The organism is Saccharopolyspora hattusasensis (genome assembly GCF_050972075.1).
GTDB lineage: Bacteria > Actinomycetota > Actinomycetes > Mycobacteriales > Pseudonocardiaceae > Saccharopolyspora > Saccharopolyspora hattusasensis.
In genome coordinates this window covers 5058676-5076718 of record NZ_JBPCDC010000001.1, presented here as the reverse complement: position 1 = coordinate 5076718, position 18043 = coordinate 5058676, and the positions used below count along the sequence as shown (strand labels likewise).

The following is an 18043-nucleotide window of genomic DNA, read 5'->3' as shown; positions in this document are numbered from 1 at the left end:
ACCCCCGTCCACAACGGTCCCGGCCGCATCCGCCCACGTAGCGCACGTCACAACCTCCGCACCGGGAAAATGCGCCGCCAGCATCCGACCCCACCAGCCCGGCGTCTCACCGGCCGGATCCCACGGCAGCGCCGAGGCAGCACGAGCTGACCGAGTTTGTCTTCGAGGTCGACCACTACTTGCTTCTCGCCCAGCTCCTGCGACTGCTGCACCGCCTGGTTGTAGCGGTCCGGCGCGCGGACCAGCTCTTCAGCAATGCGTTCTGATGCGTACTTTGGCACGGTCTCTCAGCTCCCAAAGCCCGGAAGGGCCTCGATCATCTTCGCGTTGGAGTCATCGACCGCCTGCGCGCGTGCAGAATTGATCGCCTCCAGGATATTTCCTCCCAAAGCCGAAGGGTGATTGGAGCGAAGCTCCGCGTCAGGTATCGACAAATCCTGAATCGCCCCAAGCCCGTCGACCCGTGCGACCACGGCCTGGTCCGCCGACGAGCCCGTGTAGGTGCTTGCTACGGCCTCATCCCGCAGCGCCTGCACAGTGTTCATCTTCTCGTCCAGCTCCGCCAACATCGCCCCGATGTCGGGAAGTTCTGACACGACAACCTCCAGTTCCTGCGAGCTCGCTACGAGCGCCTACGCGATGTCGTCCTCGTTAGGCGTCTCATCGGAATCTGCGTCCGCATCGCCAATCACCGGCGGTGCGACGGCATGGCCGGTGTTCGGGTCGATCTCACCGCTGAACCCGAAGTGCTCGTCGGTGTTGCGGATGTATTTGCGCTCGCGTTCCTGCTCTTCGTCACTCTGGCCGCGCTGGCCGGCTCCGGCCGCGCCCACTGCGCCCGATCCGCCGCGCGCACCGCCGGACCCGGTACCGCCAGTGCTACCGAGCGCCGACGAACCGCCGGGACCGAAACCGCCACGCCCGCCGACTCCAGGTCCGCATCGATCGCCTCCGGCGACAACAACTCTGCCACCCGCTGCGCCGCAGCCTGCGAAGCGATCCTCGGTCACCCGTGGATGCCGCCAGACCCCCGCCCCAGCCTGACCCGCACCCCTCCGGCATCCCCGCGGCACGGCGGGCAGTTCGGCATGCCTTCACGACCAGAAACCGCACCTCAAACCCGCCCCTGAATGTTTACGTCCCACCGCTGGTGGGCCCACTCGGCCCGCTACTGCCCTCCGTGCCCGGGCCCTCCAAAGCCCGGGAAGACTCCTGCCCATCCCCACCTGGATCCCCCACGTCATCATAGGACCCAATGAGATCAACGCCCCCATCCGACCACTTGTCCCATTCATCCCCCCTCAGCCCCGCCGAACCCTCACCCCGCGACACATCCAAATCCGCATCCGCCCACGCAAACCACTCATCGAAATCAAAGCTCCCATCCAACTCCCATTCATTGTTTTCGGTCGGATCCCCCCCGTACTCATCAAGGAACTGGTCGAAATCATCGTCCCCGCGAACCGACCCAACACCGACGGCATCCGCAGCATCGTCCCCGGCATCCTGGCTCAGAAACTCGTGCGACCTTGTCGCGACAAGCTCGTCATAAGCAACATCGCCCCACATCACCTCGACATCCGCGGCACCCGTCGGCACTTGCACTCCATCTTTATCCGTCACCGCCTGAGCAAGCCACGCATCCAGATCGTCCCGTTCAGCCCCAGTCTGCTCCAATGCGCCGCTGGACACCATTGCATCCTGCGCGCCCTGCGGGCCACTTGCCCCCACACCCGCAACCCCCCAGGCTCGCCCTCCCCCCGAGCCTGCATCGACTTCAGCTCCTTCCTTTTTTCTTTCAGCCATCGCCTCGTCTCCGTCAACTGCTCCTCAGAACCTGCCCACCTAACCGCCCTGTCCAGCAACATACGCAGCCTGGCCGCATCCTTGGGACTCCGCGACGACACCTCCAACGCCTTCAACGCCGTGATTTCCTTATCATCTTTCTTCAGGGTCGCCACTCGGTCTTTCAGCCGATTTCCCTTCGTTTCTGTCTTTTTTATTTCCTCGCGCAATTCGAGCTCGGCCCACTGCTTCTCAGACAGCTTCCCCTTCTCCATCAACTCCTTCAACTCCGCAAGCCGGGCGATGCTGTATTCTCTACCTGCCTTCTTCGCCTGGAGCGAGTTCTCCTTAGCTTTCCTCCGTTGCTCCTTCCACTTCGCCACCTTCTGCTCGAGCTCCGCCAGCCGATTCTTCTCCGCCGGAGTGAGCTGCTTCTGCTCCTCGAACTCCGCAAACACCCCAGCGCCGGCCACTAACCCCCCACCCTCCACACGCCCCGCCAGCACATCCTCGCCCACAACCGGCTCACCAAAACCCAGATCATCGCCCCTGGCAACCGAGCCGGCTCCGTCGGTACCCGCAGCATCGTCCCGGGAATCCTGTCGCAGGAACGCGGTCAACTCGGTCTCGACCAACTCCTCATAAGCATCCGCGTCCAGCATCACCCCAGCATCCGCGACACCCTGCGGCACCTGCACCCCTTCTTCATCCGCCATCGCCTGGGTAAAGCATGCATTCAAATCGACGGCAGCCGACCACGCGTCCCGGCCGTCCCCTTCAGCCCCAGCCCCAGCCTGCTCCGGCACCCCGCCCGGCACCATTGCATCCCGCTCGTTCTGATGGCCACTTGCGCCCACGCCCGCAATCCCTCCTGGCTCAGCCTCCCCCCGAGCCTGCATCGAGTTCCACGTTGCCTTATTTTCATTCAGCCTTTTCTTCGCCACCTCCAACGCCTCGATATCCTCAGCCGCTTTTCTCCCTCTTGATACTCGCATATGCAGACGATTTACCTCCTTTACGCCCACTTGTATTTCCCTTATCAAATCGAGCTCGTCCCGCTGCTCCTGAGTCAGCATCTCCAACTCTTCTAACTTCGCCGCCCTGGCGGCGGCGTGCTTTCCGCCCTTGCGATAGTTCGCGCTCTTTTCCCGAACTCGCTTTTTTTGCTGCTCCACCTTCCGCTGGAGCGTCGGCAGGTCATCCTTCTCCTTCGAAGTCAGCTTCCTCTGCTTCTCCGCTTCCTTCAACTCCGCAACCCGGGCGGCTTCTTCCTTTCTCGCCTTATAAAAGTTCGCGTTGTATTTCTGCTCTCGCTCTTTTCGCTGCTTCACCATCGACTCGAGCGTCGCCAACCGCTCCGCCCCCTTCTCGTTCAGCTGCCCCTTCCCCTTCCCATTCAACTCCTCAACCCGGTCGGCTTCGACCTTTTTCGCAACGCGATTCGCCGCCTGCCTATCCCTGTTTTCCCGTTTCTGCTGCGCACTCGAGTCCTGCTGTGCTGCCTGATCCGTCGGCGCGGGCCCGTCGCCCTGGCCGCCGTGATTCCCGGAACCACTCCCAGCAGCGAGTTCTTGCACCTTCCGCCGCTTCGACGCCCCAGCAGAAGAACTCTCGCCGGCCTTCCCCCGCGAATCCTGGTCAGCCTCCCCCCACGTCCTCTTCGTGCCCTTCGTGCCGGCTTTGCCCGCCACCGGCCCGGACGCACCACCCCGACGTTCCGGACCCGTCACCACGGCGGGCAACCCGGACCCCCCGTCCTGGCCGCGCCACAGGGAACCACTGGGCGGCAACACCACCTCCCCCTCTACTTCCACCCCCGACACCGCGATCACCCACATCCCGGTCGCAGCCAGGAGCTCAGCGGCCGCGGCTGCCTCTCCGTTCTGCGGATTCAGCAGAACCACCCGCCCGTGCCCATCGCCGTCTTCTGCACGCACCCCAGCGATCAAATGCGCGCTACCATCCTGTCGCTGGTAAATCACCGGTACAGCCACCCCCATCGGCGCGCTCCGCACATACCCCTCAGCCCCCGTCACACCAGCCACCGGCCGGGCCCTCGCCCCGAACGCCACCTCCAACCGAGCCGGATCCCGATCACCACCAGCCGGACCCGCCACGAACTGCCGACCGAACTTCAAAGAATTATGAAACGCCACAAACGCCTCCAGGCAATTCACCCGGAAACGCTCATCACCGCAACGATAATTAGCCTGATTCACCCCCGACAGGAACCGATACCCAGACGCTGGCCGGGCGCCGGGAAGCCCTGTGCCCACCTGATCATCGTGTGTAGTGGCCGCGGGCCGTGAGTCCCCGACCACCGACGCCGCCTCGGCAGATGCCGTCTGGGCAACCGGTGTCTCTTCCGGGGCCACCGTCTGCTGACCGGAGACCGGAACCGCAACCGAGACCCCCGCCAGACCGGCCATACCGCGGCGTCTCCCGGCCAGCACCGGGCCACCGGGCCCGGCCAGCGGCTTGGGACGAGAACCATCCGTGGCGAACACCGTCCACCGCGGCCCGCGCCCACTCCGCCCCGGCGTCAACGCGACAACAACCCGCCCCAGACCCCGCGCCAGAGCCGAACCCTGCCTCGGCGAGACCACCACACCCGCACTCGCACCATCCTGCGAGACCAGCACCACAGGACCGCCACCAGAACCCGCAACACGGCCCTGCACGAACTCCGCCAACCCGCCACCAGTAACCACCTCCGCCGGCACCGACACCCGCACCGTGTCCGCCGACAGGCCCGCAAGCCCCGCCGCCACACCGTCCTGCCGCCAAGACGACACCGCGTGCGACCCTTCCACGGGCAACACCGCTGAACCCTCCGATACCCCAGCCCCACCCTGGCGATGCGAATCCCCAAGCCCCGCAACCACATCCACACCAAAAGGCCCACCCGCGCCGGTCACGGCACCCGGCAAAGACTCTCGCCCCGAGAACACAGCACCACCGTCCGGATCCGCCACCACCCCAGGCACTGGTCTGACAGTCTCCGGGAACACGGCATCCGAGGACGCACCAGAACCATGCGGGATACCCGCCGATGACCTCTCCTCCGCCGAATCCGGCGTCTGCGATCCCAGCGCATCCAGCGACCCGCCCCCTAACACACCAGAATCATCCACATTGAATACTCCGGCCACACCTGAAACGTCCACACTAGATACTGTGGTCATTCCGGTAACGTCCACACCAGACTTCCCGGCCACGCCATGCACCCCGGGCACGGCCTGATCGCCACCGGCAACCGTACTGTACGGCGGCGGTGGTGTGCCCGGCCGGTCCGAATCAAAAACCGTTACCTCATAAGGATATGCGGGTGGCGGCGTGCCCGGCCGGTGCTGTCCGGAACCCGGCAGGACCGGAACATCACCGGTCGCGTCCCCGCCCGGCACACCGCCATCGGCACCCCTCGTACCGTCCGTGCCGTCCTTAACGTCGTTACTGTCCTTGCCGGAGGGCACCGGCACCGCAGCCGAATCCACCGGCCCGACCGGACCGACGGGGAAAACAGTGTCCACATCGGACGAGCTCGAAGCATAGGAGGGGATGAACACGCTGTCCTTCCCCAGAGAGCCAGGGATGTTCCCTGTCTGTGACCCGGACCCTGTCCCCGGCAGCGGGGTCTTCTTCCCACCGGACCCGCCACCATCGTCGCTGCGGCCATCCCCGCGGCCGGTGCCCTCGAGGTACGGGCTCGGGCCTTCCGGGTGCAGCTTGCCCCGCAACGCCAAACCCGCCAGAGTGCCCACACCGCTGAACACCGTCTCGAACCCACCCGCCGACAACGAATACGGGTTCCACGTCAACGGCCCACCCTGCAACAACTGATACAACACTTCCCCGAAAAACTCCGACAACGAGCCCGCCACCGCGTCCCCGAACCCGCTGCCCATCTTCACCAACCACATCGTCCCCACCTGCATCCCCGCATAGTTATCCACACTCTTGCCCACCGCGTCCGCGAACTTCGCCATCGCCGACACCGGATACAACTCCGCGTGCTCGGCCACCGCTTTCTTCACCGCCGCCTCCAGAATCGCCGCATCCACGTCATCGCCCAGGCCCTTCACCAGGACCTTCGTCAACGTGTTGCTGACCAGACCGCCCACCGCCGAAAACGGCAGCGCCACCAACGCCGAGAACGCCCCCATCCCCGCCGCCTGCTCGGTCAGCGTCCTATCCCACTTCTGAGCCGATTTCTCACCCAGCATCTGCACCTGGGCCTGCAGATCCGGCACCACGTTGAACGCCACACCACCAGCCGCCATCATCGCCAACCGCATGAACAACTGCCCCCACCACCGCGTCAACCACAGCCGCATCGCCGCCATCCGCGCCGCCAGCCACAACAGCGACGCACCACCGGTCGCCCCCGCAAACTGCATCGCCCACGCCATCTCTAACCACAGCAATTCCAGGCTATAAATCGTCATCAACTTCACATACCGCACCTGCTGCGACGTAGCCCGCACGAATACCGCTAAATCCAGTAACGACCCCTGCCCCGAGGACAACAACCCATCAAAAACCCCCAACCCGTCCGCGAACCGGTCCGCGGCCCTCCCCGAAAACTCCGTCCGCACCTTTCCCACCAGCTCCGCCACCAACGCCCGCACCTCGCCCAGCTCCGCCGCACCCGCCTCCAACGCGTCCGCCACCGCGAACAACGCACCCTCATCCGCATCCGTCATATCCTCACCGGTCAACACCTGAAAAAGCCGCCGCACCCCCTCCGGCACCATGATCGACGAAAACATCACACCCACCTCGCCCCAACGCCACCACAACCCAAGGCAGCAACGAAGTATGCGGGAACCAGCCCTCCCGCCCCGCTGGGGGCCAGCCTGGTGACCTGCCGGCGCGGTGACGCACCAAAGCCCGGTAGCCGGGCGGCCTCACCCGCCCGGCACCTGAGCCACAACACGCCTCTCACCACGAACACACGGCTCCTTCAAGCAGCAGCATTCACCACCACCCACTCAAATTTATCGCTGAAGAACGTCACGACTGAACCCGATGATCTCCCATCAAGGCCGCGCCCTCGTGCCGCATGTCCAGCCCGCTCAGAAACCCGCCGCAGCCCTCAGATCAACCTTGCACACGCCCTGGTTCTCCTGGTGTGCGAGTCCTGCGCCGTACCAGAGTGGCCCGAACAGGCTGGCGTCGAACTCCAGCACCCCAGACACGCACTTCTCCCCAAACCCCGTTATTCCTGATCTTCGCTGGCCAAGGGTATCCAGCCCACCGTGGGCGAGTCGAACGTCAACCCCGCTATAAGCGGACGATCTCACCCGAATGGTCCAACCGTCAGGTCTTCTTTTGTGCCCGTGCCACGTTTTATGCAGGCGCAGGGCTGTCGGGCTCGACATCAGGTGAAGCTGGTCCGTGGATCCAGACCCAACGACATTCCTGGTCAGGCGGCTGTGGAATCGGAGCGTTCGTGCTGGTCGGAGTCCTCGACTACCACGGCACACTGCACTTCGTCCGGTAATAACGACGATGACCGGGCCTGGCGACAGCCCCAGCACACCCGAACCACGGCGGCAACGGAATCGACGACCTTGCGCGCATGTTCACCAGAGAGGCGCCATCCCGATTGGGCCGGCTGGACGAACATCAAGAAAGAGCGCCCAGCGATCATGGTCGTCCACTACCGTGACCCGTATCTCCTGGGTTTCACAGTGCGGAATGGCTATAGGACAAGAATGGGCCAAGTCATCAGAACACCTCGTACATGGTTGGCGGTACTGGTGATCGTCGCGGCGCTTCTGGAACTGTATTTCGCGCCGGCACAGTGGCTTTACCGGCTCGTGGTCGACGCGCTGGCGCTGCCGGGTGCGATCATGGGCGGCCTGGTTCTGTGGGGCGGACGGGGAGAAGTCCCAAAATCCCCGGAAATCGTGGTGGGCGAGCGGATTCCTCCGCGACCGGCAGCCCCGGTGCGCGAGCGGCCACCGGTGCGGGTCGACGGCGTCCCGGTCCCGCCGAGGTTCGGCAGAGGTTCGAAGGCACAGGCGCTGCCGTGGTTGTTGTCCGCCCACACGGTCTATCCCGGGATCGCCGCGGACGAGGCCCAACTCGGCGACCTCGCGGTGCGCGCGGCGTCCGTCGTCGGTCCGGGGCATCGCTGTGAAGAGCCCGTCGTGCCCCGCCAGGACGCCTACCGGCTCGGCCGGGACGACAACGGGCGGTACCTCATCGTCGCGGTCGCGGACGGCGTGTCCAGCAGCAGGTTCGCGGAGCTTGGTGCGACCGTAGCGGTCAGCGCGGCCACCAACGTGCTGCGGGATCGGCTGAACGCCGCGCCGGACCTTAAAAACCTCGCCGCGACAGAGATTTTCAGCGGGGTAGCCGCGCAGATGGCGGACACCGCCACGTCCCGGAACCTGCGCGACTCCGACATCTGCGCCGCCCTGGTCACCGCCGTGATCCCGGCTTGCCCGGCTCCCGGCGAGCGGGAGATGTGGGTCGCGTGGGTCGGGGACGCATCGGTGTGGACGTTGCGGGACGGCACGTGGACCTTCGTGGCAGGCGACGACAAACGCACCAAGGAGGGGATGGAGTCGAACGCGGTGGCCCACGTGCTCCCGGACAGCCCGCTGGCGGTCACCAGCAGGAGCATCCGGCTGCAGAACGGCACCATGGTGGGCCTGATGACCGACGGCGTCGGCGACGCGCTGGCCACGCTCGGCGAAGCGAACGGGTACTTCGCAAGGAAATGGGCCAATCCGCCGCCGTCCACCTCGTTCGTCAACGACGTCAGCTACGACGCGGAAAGGTTCATCGACGACCGCACCGCGGTGGCCATCTGGGTGGGCGCGGACTCCCGGGAGGCGAGATGGCCGAGATGACGGGCACCTGGCCTCTGCCCGCTGTGGTCACACTGGACGACCTGGAGCCGTTGAAGAAAACGATCAGCGCCGGAGCGGGCCAGAGCACGGGCATCCACCCCATCGAAGACCAACCCAGTTGGCTCGCCAAGCTTTACAGAACACCCGGCGACCACAGCGAGGCGACCCGGCTGGACGAGCTGATCGCGCTGCCTGGCGGCATCGCCGCCGATGACTCCACAACGCTGGGCACCAGCACATCCTGGCCGGTGGCCCGCATCACCAAGGGGGACAATCCGGTGCACGGGTGCGTGATCCCGGCCGCCCCGGACAGATTCCGCCAGGACAGCGCGGAGGGGTTCCGCGAAATCGACACGCTCGCGAGGACAACCGACTCGTTCGCGCGGCAAAAGCTCCGGGTGCCAAGCAGATCTGACCGGCTGCGGATCTGCCGGAACCTGGTGCTCGTGGCGGAGTTACTGGAGCGCCACAAGCTCGTCTACTCCGACTGGTCCTACTCCAACGCCTTCTGGTGCCATGACGACGCATCGGTGTTCGTGATCGACATCGACGGGTGCGGTCCCGGCCCTGTCCCGAACATCGTCCAGCCCAACTGGGACGACCCGCTCACCCAGCGGCCGAACAAGGCCGACGCCTGCACCGACCGGTTCCGTGTCGCCCTGCTCGTCACCCGTTGTCTTACCGGGCAACGGGATCTGGCCGTCGCCCTCAACGACCTGGCCGAGTCGGACGGGCTGGGCAACCGCGGGCTGCGGGAGGTTCTGCTCGACATCCTGCTCAGCGAGGACCGCGAGCGGCGTCCCTCGATGGCCGAACTCGGCACCGTCCTCGCGGGCGGCCTGTACGCCCGCTTCGGATCGCCTCCGGCGAGAAGCCCGATCCCGGCCCGACCGGCGTCGGTGCCCTCGACCACCGTCGTGGGCGGCACCCCGGGAAAGAACGTCAACTGGAACACGCCCGCCACGACATCGAGCGCAGGCAACGGCGGACCGGGCGAACCGGGCGGACCCCAGCGGGAAACCGTGTTCATCGTGGCCTTCTTCGTCATAGTGGTGCTGTTGATCACGATCGTGCTTATCGCGAACAATGTGTAAGAGCCTGTCGGCGAATGCCGTCCGCGCCTTGGAAGCGGCGGAGCCGCTTGCATTCACCTTGCCAAGACGACCATCGGCGGGTTCTGAGAGGTTTTCTGGCGAGGACGGCCCCTCCGCCGCGTATTGGACATACATCAGGAGGGGCACCCGCAGTCCAGGAAACCTCTCAGGTTCCGCTAAGCGACCACCCACCCAGACCATTCACCAACAGGCTCTAGAAGGAGACGCCCGTGGCCGATGGCCAATCCCCCTACACGATGAAGCAGAAGTGCCTGCCGACCTACGTCGTGATCGACGCCTCCTACTCGATGACCCCGTACCAGGAGACGCTGAACCAGACGCTCGCGCAGCTGCACCGGAAGCTGGCCGGAAGCCCCAGAGTGTCCGAGTTCGCCCTGATGTCGATCATCGCGTTCTCCTCATCGGCGCAGGTCGTGATCGAGATGACGGACATGGAGAAGATCCCGGTCATGCCCGACGTGGTGTGCAACGGCCAGACCGACTACCGCGCGGCGTTCGACCTCGTACGTCAGCGGATCGACGTGGACGTCCCCGCGCTCAACGCACAGGGCAAGGCGGTGCTGCGGCCTGCGATGTTCTTCCTCACCGACGGGCAGCCCACCGAACCGGGATGGGAAGCCGCCTTCCGCAGGCTCGTGGACCCGGCCTGGAACCGGCATCCGCATGTGATCACCTACGGATTCGGCTCGGTGCAGAGCGAGGTGCTGAGCAAGGTCGCCACCAAGGCGGCCTTCTACGCCGAGCCGGGGACGAGGAATGACGAAGCCCTCAGCCAGGCGATCAACAGCCTGCTGAACTCGCTCGTGGCCTCCTCTCGCAGCGAGGAGATGCAGATCCCGACCGTGGCCGAGGGATACCGGACTATCCCCGTCGAGTACATGGACTGATGCCGATGACGTCAAAGCGCTGGGACCGTTCCGCCGTATTGCTCGGCGCGGCATCGCTCTGTGTCGTGGCCGCCGCCGTCGCGTCGATCGCCGCGCGGGTGCCCGGGACCGAAGAGCGACCGCCCGTGCCCGGTCACGAGGTGCGGCAGCACCCGCCGGAGACTCCCGTCGGCCCGCGAACATCACCGAACGGTCCGGAGGTGACCAGATGAATTGCCATCACTGCGGCTTCGACAACGAGGCCAACTTCGTGCTGTGCGCGCACTGCGGCCGCAAGCGGGTCATCGACCTCTCCGGCGGCGCCCAGACGACCATCACGCAGCCGACGCCGACCGCCACCGGACCGGGAACAGCGCCGCGCGTCGCACCCGGGACGGGCTTCGCCCGCGACGCGACGCGCTACCTCTGTGCCGCGCTGCAGCTGGATCCGGGGCTCAACGACAAGGCCCTCCAGAACATCCTCGATGAGGACTACCGGGCGGTCGCGTCCTCCCCGGGAGTCGACCTCGTCACGGTGCTCAAATACGGGCTGGCCGCACGGCGAAGACAACTGACCCGCGATGTGCTGATCGTGCTCCTCGGGCTGATCGGCCTCGGGGTTCTGGCGAGCCCGCAGCCGGGGTGGGCCCTGCTGGTGCTCTTCGCCGGGTGGGCGGTCATGTTCATCGAAACCCTGTCGACCCACTATGGAATTCTCTCGGCACAGCTGCGGCGCAACGCTTTCGACCCGGCGAACGCCCCCGCACCGACCCGCGGACGCACCGCGGCGCGGCTGGCCGACATCGCGGCCAGAGACCGGGGAAATCTCACGGTCTTCGCCGACTACGCGCCGTTCGCCGGCTACGGAATCACCTTCGGCAACTGGTCGTTCACCCTGAACGTGGCCAAGGCGGAGGAAGGCAAGGACATCGTCGAGTTCACCGTGCAGGAGTTACGCGACTTCGTCGCGGACTCGGTCCGCGGGATCGGTTTGCCCGGCGTCCTGGTCGAGGACCGGGTGTTCGTCAGCGGCCTCGACCTACTGCACGGATTCGAGCCCTCGGTGCAACAGGCGATCCTGCCCAACGAACTGGCCGCCCCGGCATCGCGCGTCGACGAGGCCGTGCTCGGACGACTGCACGACGATCCTAAGAGCAGGGCGCGTCCCTATCTGACCGTGCGCGTGACCGGCTGGAGCGGCGAGCTCGTGGTGACGATGTTCCTGCGGTTCGCGCTGTCGCCGCAGAAGGATCTGCTGTTCGTCGAGGCGAACTACTCGCTGCTGCCGCCGGTGAAACGGCGCTACCAGGAGGTGGACCGGCTGCTGAGCAGCCCGACCTTCAGGCAGTTGGGCCGGCTCGCTGCGATGAGCCTGATCAGGCTCGTTCCCGCTGTCTTCGGGGGTGGGCAACGTGTTTGGGCGGGTCTCGTCTCGCCACTGACGCGGGTTTTGAAGTCGCGGCGCGAGGCTCGTGAGATCACGCAGGACCGGACCTTCAACTACGGGGCCACGATGAGTCTGCGCGAGGAGGCCGCCGATAACCGCTACCACCGGTACTTCCAGCAGCTCGATAAGGAGATGTACGCCAAGCTCGCCGAGCGCCGGGTCATGGACGCGCTGGAGGAGTTCCTGGCCGACCACAATGTCGACACCAGCGATCTCAGCGAGCGGCAGACCACGATTCTGAATAACGGCATTTACGTGACAGGACACGGAAAGCTGGACGCGATGAGCGTCGCCGCAGGCACCAACGCGATCGCCAGGACGGTCACCCGCGCCGCCCGGACGGCGACGCCGACCAATAACAGGCAGGGATGACCTATGAAGGACAACTACGGAATCAACATCAGCGGTTCGGGCAGCTTCAATGCGGACGCGGTGGCCGTCGGGATCGGGGCGCAGGCCGTCTCCGCGGGCGGCTCGCAAGAACTGCGGGACCTTCAGGAACAGGTCCGTGAACTGCTCGCGGCACTGCGGACGGCGCGCAACGGCGGCGAGATCGACAGCGACGACGTGGTGGCCGACGCCGAGCAACTCGAGGAGGAGATCAACAACGACAGCCCCGACAAGTCGAGGATTCTGGGGTTGCTGAGGAATATCTCGTCCACCGTGACACAGGTGGGCGATCTTGCCACCGCGGTGCAGAACGCGCAGGACGCCGTGGGCTCGCTGTTGTCCTGATCGGGAAGAGGCCGGAAGAACATGGCGCACCAGGCGGAGTCAGGCGAGCTCATCGGCGGACGCTACCGGCTTGTGCTCGGCTCCGGGCACCGCTGGCGGGCGCGCGACGAGGACAGCGGCACGGACGTGTCCCTCGAGTGGACCCGGTTGCCCTCGGCGCAGGAAGCGGCCGAGTACGCCACGCGGTTCGATCGGGAGCGCACCGAACGCGAGCAGCGCCAGACCGCCGCGCTGCGTGCCTGCCCGAACCTCGTGTTCGTCGATGACGTGGTCGCCGCCGACGACGTCCTGTGGTCCGCGACCCGGCTGGTCGAGGGCCGCACGCTCGCCGAAGACGTATCGGCCTACGGGCCGCTGGCCACCGAGACCGTCAGGCCGGTGGCCACTGATCTCCTCAAGGCGCTGGCCGCCGCGCATGGGGCAGGGATCACGCACGGCGCCCTCTCGCCCGCAACCGTGCGGCTGGCAGGCGACGGCGAGGCCCTGCTCACCGGTTTCGGCGCACCCGCCGACGAGCAGTCCTACCGCGCACCGGAGCGGAACCACGAGCAGCAGGCGCTGGCTCCCGGTGACCTTTTCTCGCTCGGCACGACGCTGCATTTCGCGCTCAAGGGCGCCCCACCGTCATCTCCCGGCTTCGCGGCGGGGGACGCCGGTGAGCTCGGGCCACTGATCGCACGGTTGCGCGCCACGGATCCCGCCCAGCGGCCGACCGCGCCCGAGGCACTGGCGCTGCTCGAACCTCCCGCGGCACCGGCCACGCAGGTCACGCCGCCGCAGCCGAGCCCGGCCCCGGACGATCCGAGCCCGTACCGGATGGCGGCCGTGGTCGGAGCGGTCCTGGCCATCGGCGTACTCCTCGCGCTCATCATCGGCGTCGGCCAGCAAGAGTCGTCCACCGGATCGTCAGCCGAGTCGAGCACCGAAACCACCGACACCACCTACATCACAACGAAAAGCACCTACACGCGCGACAAAACCACGGATACCGACGAGGACGAAACCAGCAACCCAGAAGAGCCCACGAGGACAGCCGACCCCACGGAGGAAGCCTTCCAGGCGGTCCCGAAGGGAAGTTGCCTGCCCATTTACCAGACGGGAAACGGCAACAGGTGGAACCGGTCGGTGCCGCCCGACACTGTTCCCTGCAACTCCGATTACGCCGGGGTATTCAAGGTCATCAGTACCACCCTCAGCAGGGATCAGTGCTACAGCGCCTCCAGCGATTACGTTCCGTGGAGCTACACCGGCAGCTCAGGAGAAACTGCGACGCTCTGCCTCGACCGTGTATGGGTGCCGCGGTACTGCATCCTCGCCGAGAAAGACGACAGTGACCGCATGTCCATAGGGACGAACACCGCGGTGGACTGTTACGCGACCAGCATCCCCAGCTCTTACAACACCATCCTCGTCGTCTCCAGCGTCGAAGAAAATCCGAGCACGTCATGTTCGCAGAGTTCCTCCGACCCCAACACCTACTGGTCCATGCTGGCCGACGAGGGCTCCTCCCGGGTCTGCTTCACCTACCCCACCTGATGCAGCAACGCCCTTCGACCGGGCCGGGACGCGGGGGGAGACGTCCCGGCCACACGACGATTCTGGGCCGTCCGGCTGCCGTGTCCGCCGGTGCGCGCGGCGGAGGGTTCTCCTCCACGGACGTCGATCCCGCTGGTGGCGAAGGGGATTGCCGCTTCCGATCCGCGGGGACCGGTCGGGGATTCGGCGGTTCGGCGAACAACACGCTCCGCCTGATGTACTCTTCCACTAGATAACTGGTGAAATGGTCTTTTGGTCAAGGAGGACGATCATGAGCGCAGGAGAGGTGCCCGCGGTTCGGACGCACCAGCTGACCAAGAGATACCGCCGCAGGTGGGCGCTGCGCGGTTGTTCGCTGTCATTGCCCCCGAACCGGGTGGTCGCGCTGGTCGGCCACAACGGGGCGGGCAAGAGCACTCTGATGGGTCTGACCGCCGGTCTGCTCAAGCCGACCGAGGGCGACATCGAGGTGTTCGGGCGGCGGCCCAGCGGAACCGGTGCGCCTGAGGAAGTGGCCTACGTGACCCAGCAGAAGCCGCTCTACCCCGGCCTGACCGTGTCGGAGACGCTGCGCTTCGCCGCGCGGATGAACACCCGCTGGGACCAGGCGTACGCGGAGCAGCTCGTCCGCTCGGCGGAGGTGCCGTTCGACGCCAAGGTTGGCAAGCTCTCCGGCGGGCAGCGCACCAGGGTGGCGCTGGTGCTGGCGCTGGGCAAGCGCCCCGGTCTGCTGATGCTCGATGAACCCCTGGCCGAGCTGGACCCGCTGGCCCGGCAGGCGACTCTGCGCACGCTGCAGGAGGAATCCCGGCAGCACGGCATCGGGATCCTGCTGTCCTCGCACGTGCTGGAAGAACTCGAAGCGGTCTGCGACCACCTGGTGCTGCTGGGCAACGGCCGGGTGCGGTTGGACGGGCCGGTCGCCGATCTCGTGGCGGGGCACCGCGTTCTGCGGGGAGCCGGACAGCTGCCCGTTGCGCCGGGCGACGTCGTCGACAGCGTGCACTCCGGGCAGGAGCAGGTCCTGATCACCAGGCGGAGCGGGCCGGTGACAGCATCTGGGTGGCGCGAGCACGCGCCCCGGCTCAACGACATCGCGCTGGCCTACATGCGCAACAACGAGGACAACGCGGAGGTGGCGGCGTGATCTGGGTGGCCTGGCGGCAACATCGCGCACAGCTGATAAACCCTGGCAGCCCTGCTGCTGCTCGGTAGTGCGACCGTGCTGATGCTGCATGCCAGCATGACCGGTGACATCAAGGAGTACGGCCTGCAGGCGTGCATGTCGGTCCGCGAGAGGACCGCCGACTGCGCTCAAGCGCGGGTGGAGTTCCAGGAGGAATGGTTCGATCTGCTCAAGGTCGGACAGGGGGTGGTCTTCGCGTTCCCGATGCTGCTGGGTGTGTTCTGCGCCGCGCCGCTGTTCGCCCGGGAGATCGAGCACGGCACGCACGTGCTCGCCTTCACCCAGTCCGTCAGCCGGCTCCGCTGGATGATCACCAAGGTGGCGATCTTGCTGCTGCCGTCTGCCGTCGTGCTGGTGGTGCTCCAGTTACTGGTCGACCGGTGGGTGGCGGCCGCCGGGATGCTGGGCCCGTTGCGGAGCAGCCCGTTCTACTGGCTGCCCTTCGGCACCACCGGGCCGATGCCGGTCGCGCACCTGCTGTTCAGCTTCGCGGTGGGTGCGTTGCTGGGCGCGGTCATGCGGCGTTCGGTGATGGCCGCGTGCACCACGCTCGGCACGCTGGTCGCGTTGCGCGTCGCGGTGAGCAGCGTCCACCTGAACTTCTTGCCGGTGCAGCGCTTCACCACGTCCGACCTGTCGGGCAGCGCTAATCCCGACGTGAACGGGATCATGGTGGTGAACAGCGGCTACCTCGGGTCGGCCGGGCAGGAGGTGCCCTACAGCGCGGTGAACCAGGTGCCCTGCGGGTCGAACGTCTGTTACCCGGGCGGTGTGACCGGTCAGTTCGCCGACGTGATCCACGAGTCCACGGCACCGGGGCTGCAGCTGGCCGAGTTCGCCGTGTTCGGCCTCGCCGCGGTCTTGCTGCTGGTGGGAACCGCGTGGACGCTGCAACGGCAGCACTGATCCGGCGGCGCCGGGTTCCGCGCTCGGATGAGCGGGGAGGATTATGCTGGGCCGTATGATCGAGTTCCGGATCGACCGTCGTTCCGGGGTCTCCACGTACGTCCAGATCATCCAGCAGGTCAAACAGGCCATGCGGTTGGGCCTGCTGGGGCCCGGTGATCGGCTGCCCACGGCGCGTGAGGTGGTGGAGGCGACGGCGGTCAATCCGAACACGGTGCTCAAGGCGTACCGCGAACTCGAACGCGACGGACTGGTCGAGGCCAGGCGCGGGGTGGGAACATTCGTGACGCGTTCGCTGGCGAGCGAGCTGACCGCCGTCGAAGCGCCGTTGCGACGCGATCTGGAGGACTGGATGAGCCGCGCGAAGAGCGGTGGTCTCGCCGTTGAGGCCATCGACGCGGTCTATGTTGCCGTCCGAGACGAGCACTTCCACGTTGAGGGGCCGAACGCATCATGAGCGTGTTGCGCACCACCGGGTTGTCCAAGAGCTACGGCCGGAAGCAGGCGCTCCGGGACTGCACCGTCGAACTGCCCGAGGGAAAGGTGATCGGGCTGGTCGGCGCGAACAGCGGGGGCAAGAGCACCTTTCTCGGGCTGGCGGCCGGACTGATCCGGCCGTCGGCCGGGCAGGTGCGGGTGTTCGGTGACGAGGTGCGCGGCCGCCTGCACCCGGACGCGGCGTACCTGCCGCAGCATCGCCCGCTGTACAAGGACTTCACCATCGCGGAGATGATCCGGACGGTCGGCGCCGTGAACCAGCGGTGGTCGCCGGAGCGGGTGGAGGAGGCCCTGGCCGCGCACCCGGAGATGGATCGCAGCAGCCGCGTCAGTTCGTTGTCGCAGGGCATGCGCACCCAACTCGCGCTCGCGCTCAGCCTCGGCCGGCTGCCGAAGCTGCTGCTGCTCGACGAGCCGATGTCGGATCTAGATCCGCTCGCCCGGGAGGACTTTCTCCGGCTGGTGATGACCGATGTCGCCGAGCGCGGGATGACGGTGGTGCTGTCCTCGCACTCGCTCGGCGAACTGCGAGACGTGTGCGATCACCTCATGCTGCTGCACGCCGGGCAGGTGCTGCTCAACGGTGATATCGAGGAGATCCTCGACGACCACCTCGACGTCATCGGCCCGGCCGACGACGGATCCTCGATCACCGGAACGGTGATCCACACGAGACGAACGGGCCGGCAGCAGCGCTCGCTTGTGCGCACCCCCGGCTCGCTCGCGGCGGGCTGGGAGGGGCAGCGGCCGGAGCTCGAAGGGCTCGTGACGGACTACCTACGGGCTCGGCAGGGCAGCCGCTGATCACCGCGCCGGTCGGGCGTTCCCGTTCTGAGCGCCCGGCCGTGCTGCCGATGGATAGCCAGACGATCATGGCGGCCCAGATCAGCACGGTGCTCCGGGTGTCCAGCAGCAAGAAGAACGGAAAGGCGAAAGCGCCGGTGACGGCGACCCCGCCGAGGTAGAGCCGCTTGCGCCCAAGCCGGTCAGAGAACCGGCCGATCTCCAGGGGCGGTCGACCCATCTCCGACTCCCTTGCTTTCGAGGTGAGGGGCACCCTTGAGCGGTTCAGCCATCGGTTCAGCCACCCAAGGGTGCCCCTCACC

At 66.4% G+C, this 18043-nt stretch carries 17 protein-coding genes; 11 read left to right on the top strand and 6 right to left on the bottom strand.

The genetic code is table 11. From position 1 onward, the window contains the following. Positions 1-47: 47 nt before the first annotated feature. The 6 genes from ACRXBZ_RS24180 to ACRXBZ_RS24155 all read right to left on the bottom strand — a co-directional run bounded on the left by ACRXBZ_RS24180 (position 48) and on the right by ACRXBZ_RS24155 (position 6983). Positions 48-281, bottom strand: coding sequence for a hypothetical protein (locus ACRXBZ_RS24180; RefSeq protein WP_433881041.1), 234 nt, complete (start codon positions 279-281; stop codon positions 48-50). 6 nt (positions 282-287) lie between these two features. Continuing rightward, positions 288-596 (bottom strand): YbaB/EbfC family nucleoid-associated protein, encoded by a 309-nt coding sequence (locus tag ACRXBZ_RS24175; RefSeq protein ID WP_433881040.1) that lies wholly within the window; start codon positions 594-596, stop codon positions 288-290. A gap of 36 nt (positions 597-632) precedes the next feature. Next, positions 633-833, bottom strand: coding sequence for a hypothetical protein (locus ACRXBZ_RS24170; protein WP_433881039.1), 201 nt, complete (start codon positions 831-833; stop codon positions 633-635). 301 nt (positions 834-1134) lie between these two features. Next, positions 1135-1692: a hypothetical protein gene (locus ACRXBZ_RS24165; protein ID WP_433881038.1), complete on the bottom strand. Its 558-nt coding sequence runs from the start codon at positions 1690-1692 to the stop codon at positions 1135-1137. After that, the gene (locus ACRXBZ_RS24160; protein ID WP_433881037.1) at positions 1620-6554 is read right to left on the bottom strand and encodes a WXG100-like domain-containing protein; all 4935 of its coding nucleotides are present in this window, start codon (positions 6552-6554) and stop codon (positions 1620-1622) included. Before ACRXBZ_RS24160 ends, ACRXBZ_RS24165 begins: the two co-directional genes overlap by 73 nt. 306 nt (positions 6555-6860) lie before the next feature. Continuing rightward, complete coding sequence (locus ACRXBZ_RS24155; RefSeq protein WP_433881036.1) at positions 6861-6983, bottom strand: hypothetical protein; 123 nt, start codon at positions 6981-6983, stop codon at positions 6861-6863. A 564-nt stretch (positions 6984-7547) separates the two neighbouring features. On the opposite strand from ACRXBZ_RS24155, the gene ACRXBZ_RS24150 reads away from it, so the two are divergent. The 11 genes from ACRXBZ_RS24150 (at position 7548) to ACRXBZ_RS24100 (ending at position 17741) form a co-directional block, all read left to right on the top strand. Beyond that, positions 7548-8648: a protein phosphatase 2C domain-containing protein gene (locus ACRXBZ_RS24150; protein ID WP_433881035.1), complete on the top strand. Its 1101-nt coding sequence runs from the start codon at positions 7548-7550 to the stop codon at positions 8646-8648. Beyond that, on the top strand, positions 8636-9742 hold the full coding sequence (locus ACRXBZ_RS24145) for a hypothetical protein (RefSeq protein WP_433881034.1): 1107 nt from the start codon (positions 8636-8638) through the stop codon (positions 9740-9742). The genes ACRXBZ_RS24150 and ACRXBZ_RS24145 overlap by 13 nt, the downstream gene beginning before the upstream one ends. A gap of 230 nt (positions 9743-9972) precedes the next feature. Then, complete coding sequence (locus ACRXBZ_RS24140) at positions 9973-10650, top strand: vWA domain-containing protein (protein WP_210435587.1); 678 nt, start codon at positions 9973-9975, stop codon at positions 10648-10650. A gap of 5 nt (positions 10651-10655) precedes the next feature. Next, entirely contained in the window at positions 10656-10862 is a 207-nt protein-coding gene (locus ACRXBZ_RS24135) for a hypothetical protein (RefSeq protein ID WP_433881033.1), read from the top strand. Next, entirely contained in the window at positions 10859-12448 is a 1590-nt protein-coding gene (locus tag ACRXBZ_RS24130; protein WP_433881032.1) for an AbeC-like domain-containing protein, read from the top strand. The genes ACRXBZ_RS24135 and ACRXBZ_RS24130 overlap by 4 nt, the downstream gene beginning before the upstream one ends. A gap of 3 nt (positions 12449-12451) precedes the next feature. Further along, positions 12452-12811, top strand: coding sequence for a 2'-5' RNA ligase family protein (locus ACRXBZ_RS24125; RefSeq protein ID WP_433881031.1), 360 nt, complete (start codon positions 12452-12454; stop codon positions 12809-12811). Between the two features lie 21 nt (positions 12812-12832). Beyond that, complete coding sequence (locus ACRXBZ_RS24120; RefSeq protein WP_433881030.1) at positions 12833-14347, top strand: protein kinase family protein; 1515 nt, start codon at positions 12833-12835, stop codon at positions 14345-14347. A 271-nt stretch (positions 14348-14618) separates the two neighbouring features. Further along, complete coding sequence (locus ACRXBZ_RS24115; protein WP_433881029.1) at positions 14619-15494, top strand: ABC transporter ATP-binding protein; 876 nt, start codon at positions 14619-14621, stop codon at positions 15492-15494. A gap of 42 nt (positions 15495-15536) precedes the next feature. Further along, the gene (locus ACRXBZ_RS24110) at positions 15537-16439 is read left to right on the top strand and encodes an ABC-2 membrane transporter-related protein (protein ID WP_490885442.1); all 903 of its coding nucleotides are present in this window, start codon (positions 15537-15539) and stop codon (positions 16437-16439) included. A 55-nt stretch (positions 16440-16494) separates the two neighbouring features. Continuing rightward, positions 16495-16896: a GntR family transcriptional regulator gene (locus ACRXBZ_RS24105; protein WP_433881027.1), complete on the top strand. Its 402-nt coding sequence runs from the start codon at positions 16495-16497 to the stop codon at positions 16894-16896. Then, a complete protein-coding gene (locus tag ACRXBZ_RS24100; protein ID WP_433881026.1) occupies positions 16893-17741 on the top strand; it encodes an ABC transporter ATP-binding protein in 849 nt (282 codons plus the stop codon). The genes ACRXBZ_RS24105 and ACRXBZ_RS24100 overlap by 4 nt, the downstream gene beginning before the upstream one ends. Positions 17742-18043: the final 302 nt, after the last annotated feature.

Coding starts and splice junctions, on each gene's coding strand:
- ACRXBZ_RS24160 (WP_433881037.1), bottom strand. CDS start 6,554: ATGTTTTCGTCGATCATGGTGCCGGAGGGGGTGCGGCGGCTTTTTCAG.
- ACRXBZ_RS24145 (WP_433881034.1), top strand. CDS start 8,636: ATGGCCGAGATGACGGGCACCTGGCCTCTGCCCGCTGTGGTCACACTG.
- ACRXBZ_RS24135 (WP_433881033.1), top strand. CDS start 10,656: ATGACGTCAAAGCGCTGGGACCGTTCCGCCGTATTGCTCGGCGCGGCA.
- ACRXBZ_RS24130 (WP_433881032.1), top strand. CDS start 10,859: ATGAATTGCCATCACTGCGGCTTCGACAACGAGGCCAACTTCGTGCTG.
- ACRXBZ_RS24125 (WP_433881031.1), top strand. CDS start 12,452: ATGAAGGACAACTACGGAATCAACATCAGCGGTTCGGGCAGCTTCAAT.
- ACRXBZ_RS24120 (WP_433881030.1), top strand. CDS start 12,833: ATGGCGCACCAGGCGGAGTCAGGCGAGCTCATCGGCGGACGCTACCGG.
- ACRXBZ_RS24115 (WP_433881029.1), top strand. CDS start 14,619: ATGAGCGCAGGAGAGGTGCCCGCGGTTCGGACGCACCAGCTGACCAAG.
- ACRXBZ_RS24105 (WP_433881027.1), top strand. CDS start 16,495: ATGATCGAGTTCCGGATCGACCGTCGTTCCGGGGTCTCCACGTACGTC.
- ACRXBZ_RS24100 (WP_433881026.1), top strand. CDS start 16,893: ATGAGCGTGTTGCGCACCACCGGGTTGTCCAAGAGCTACGGCCGGAAG.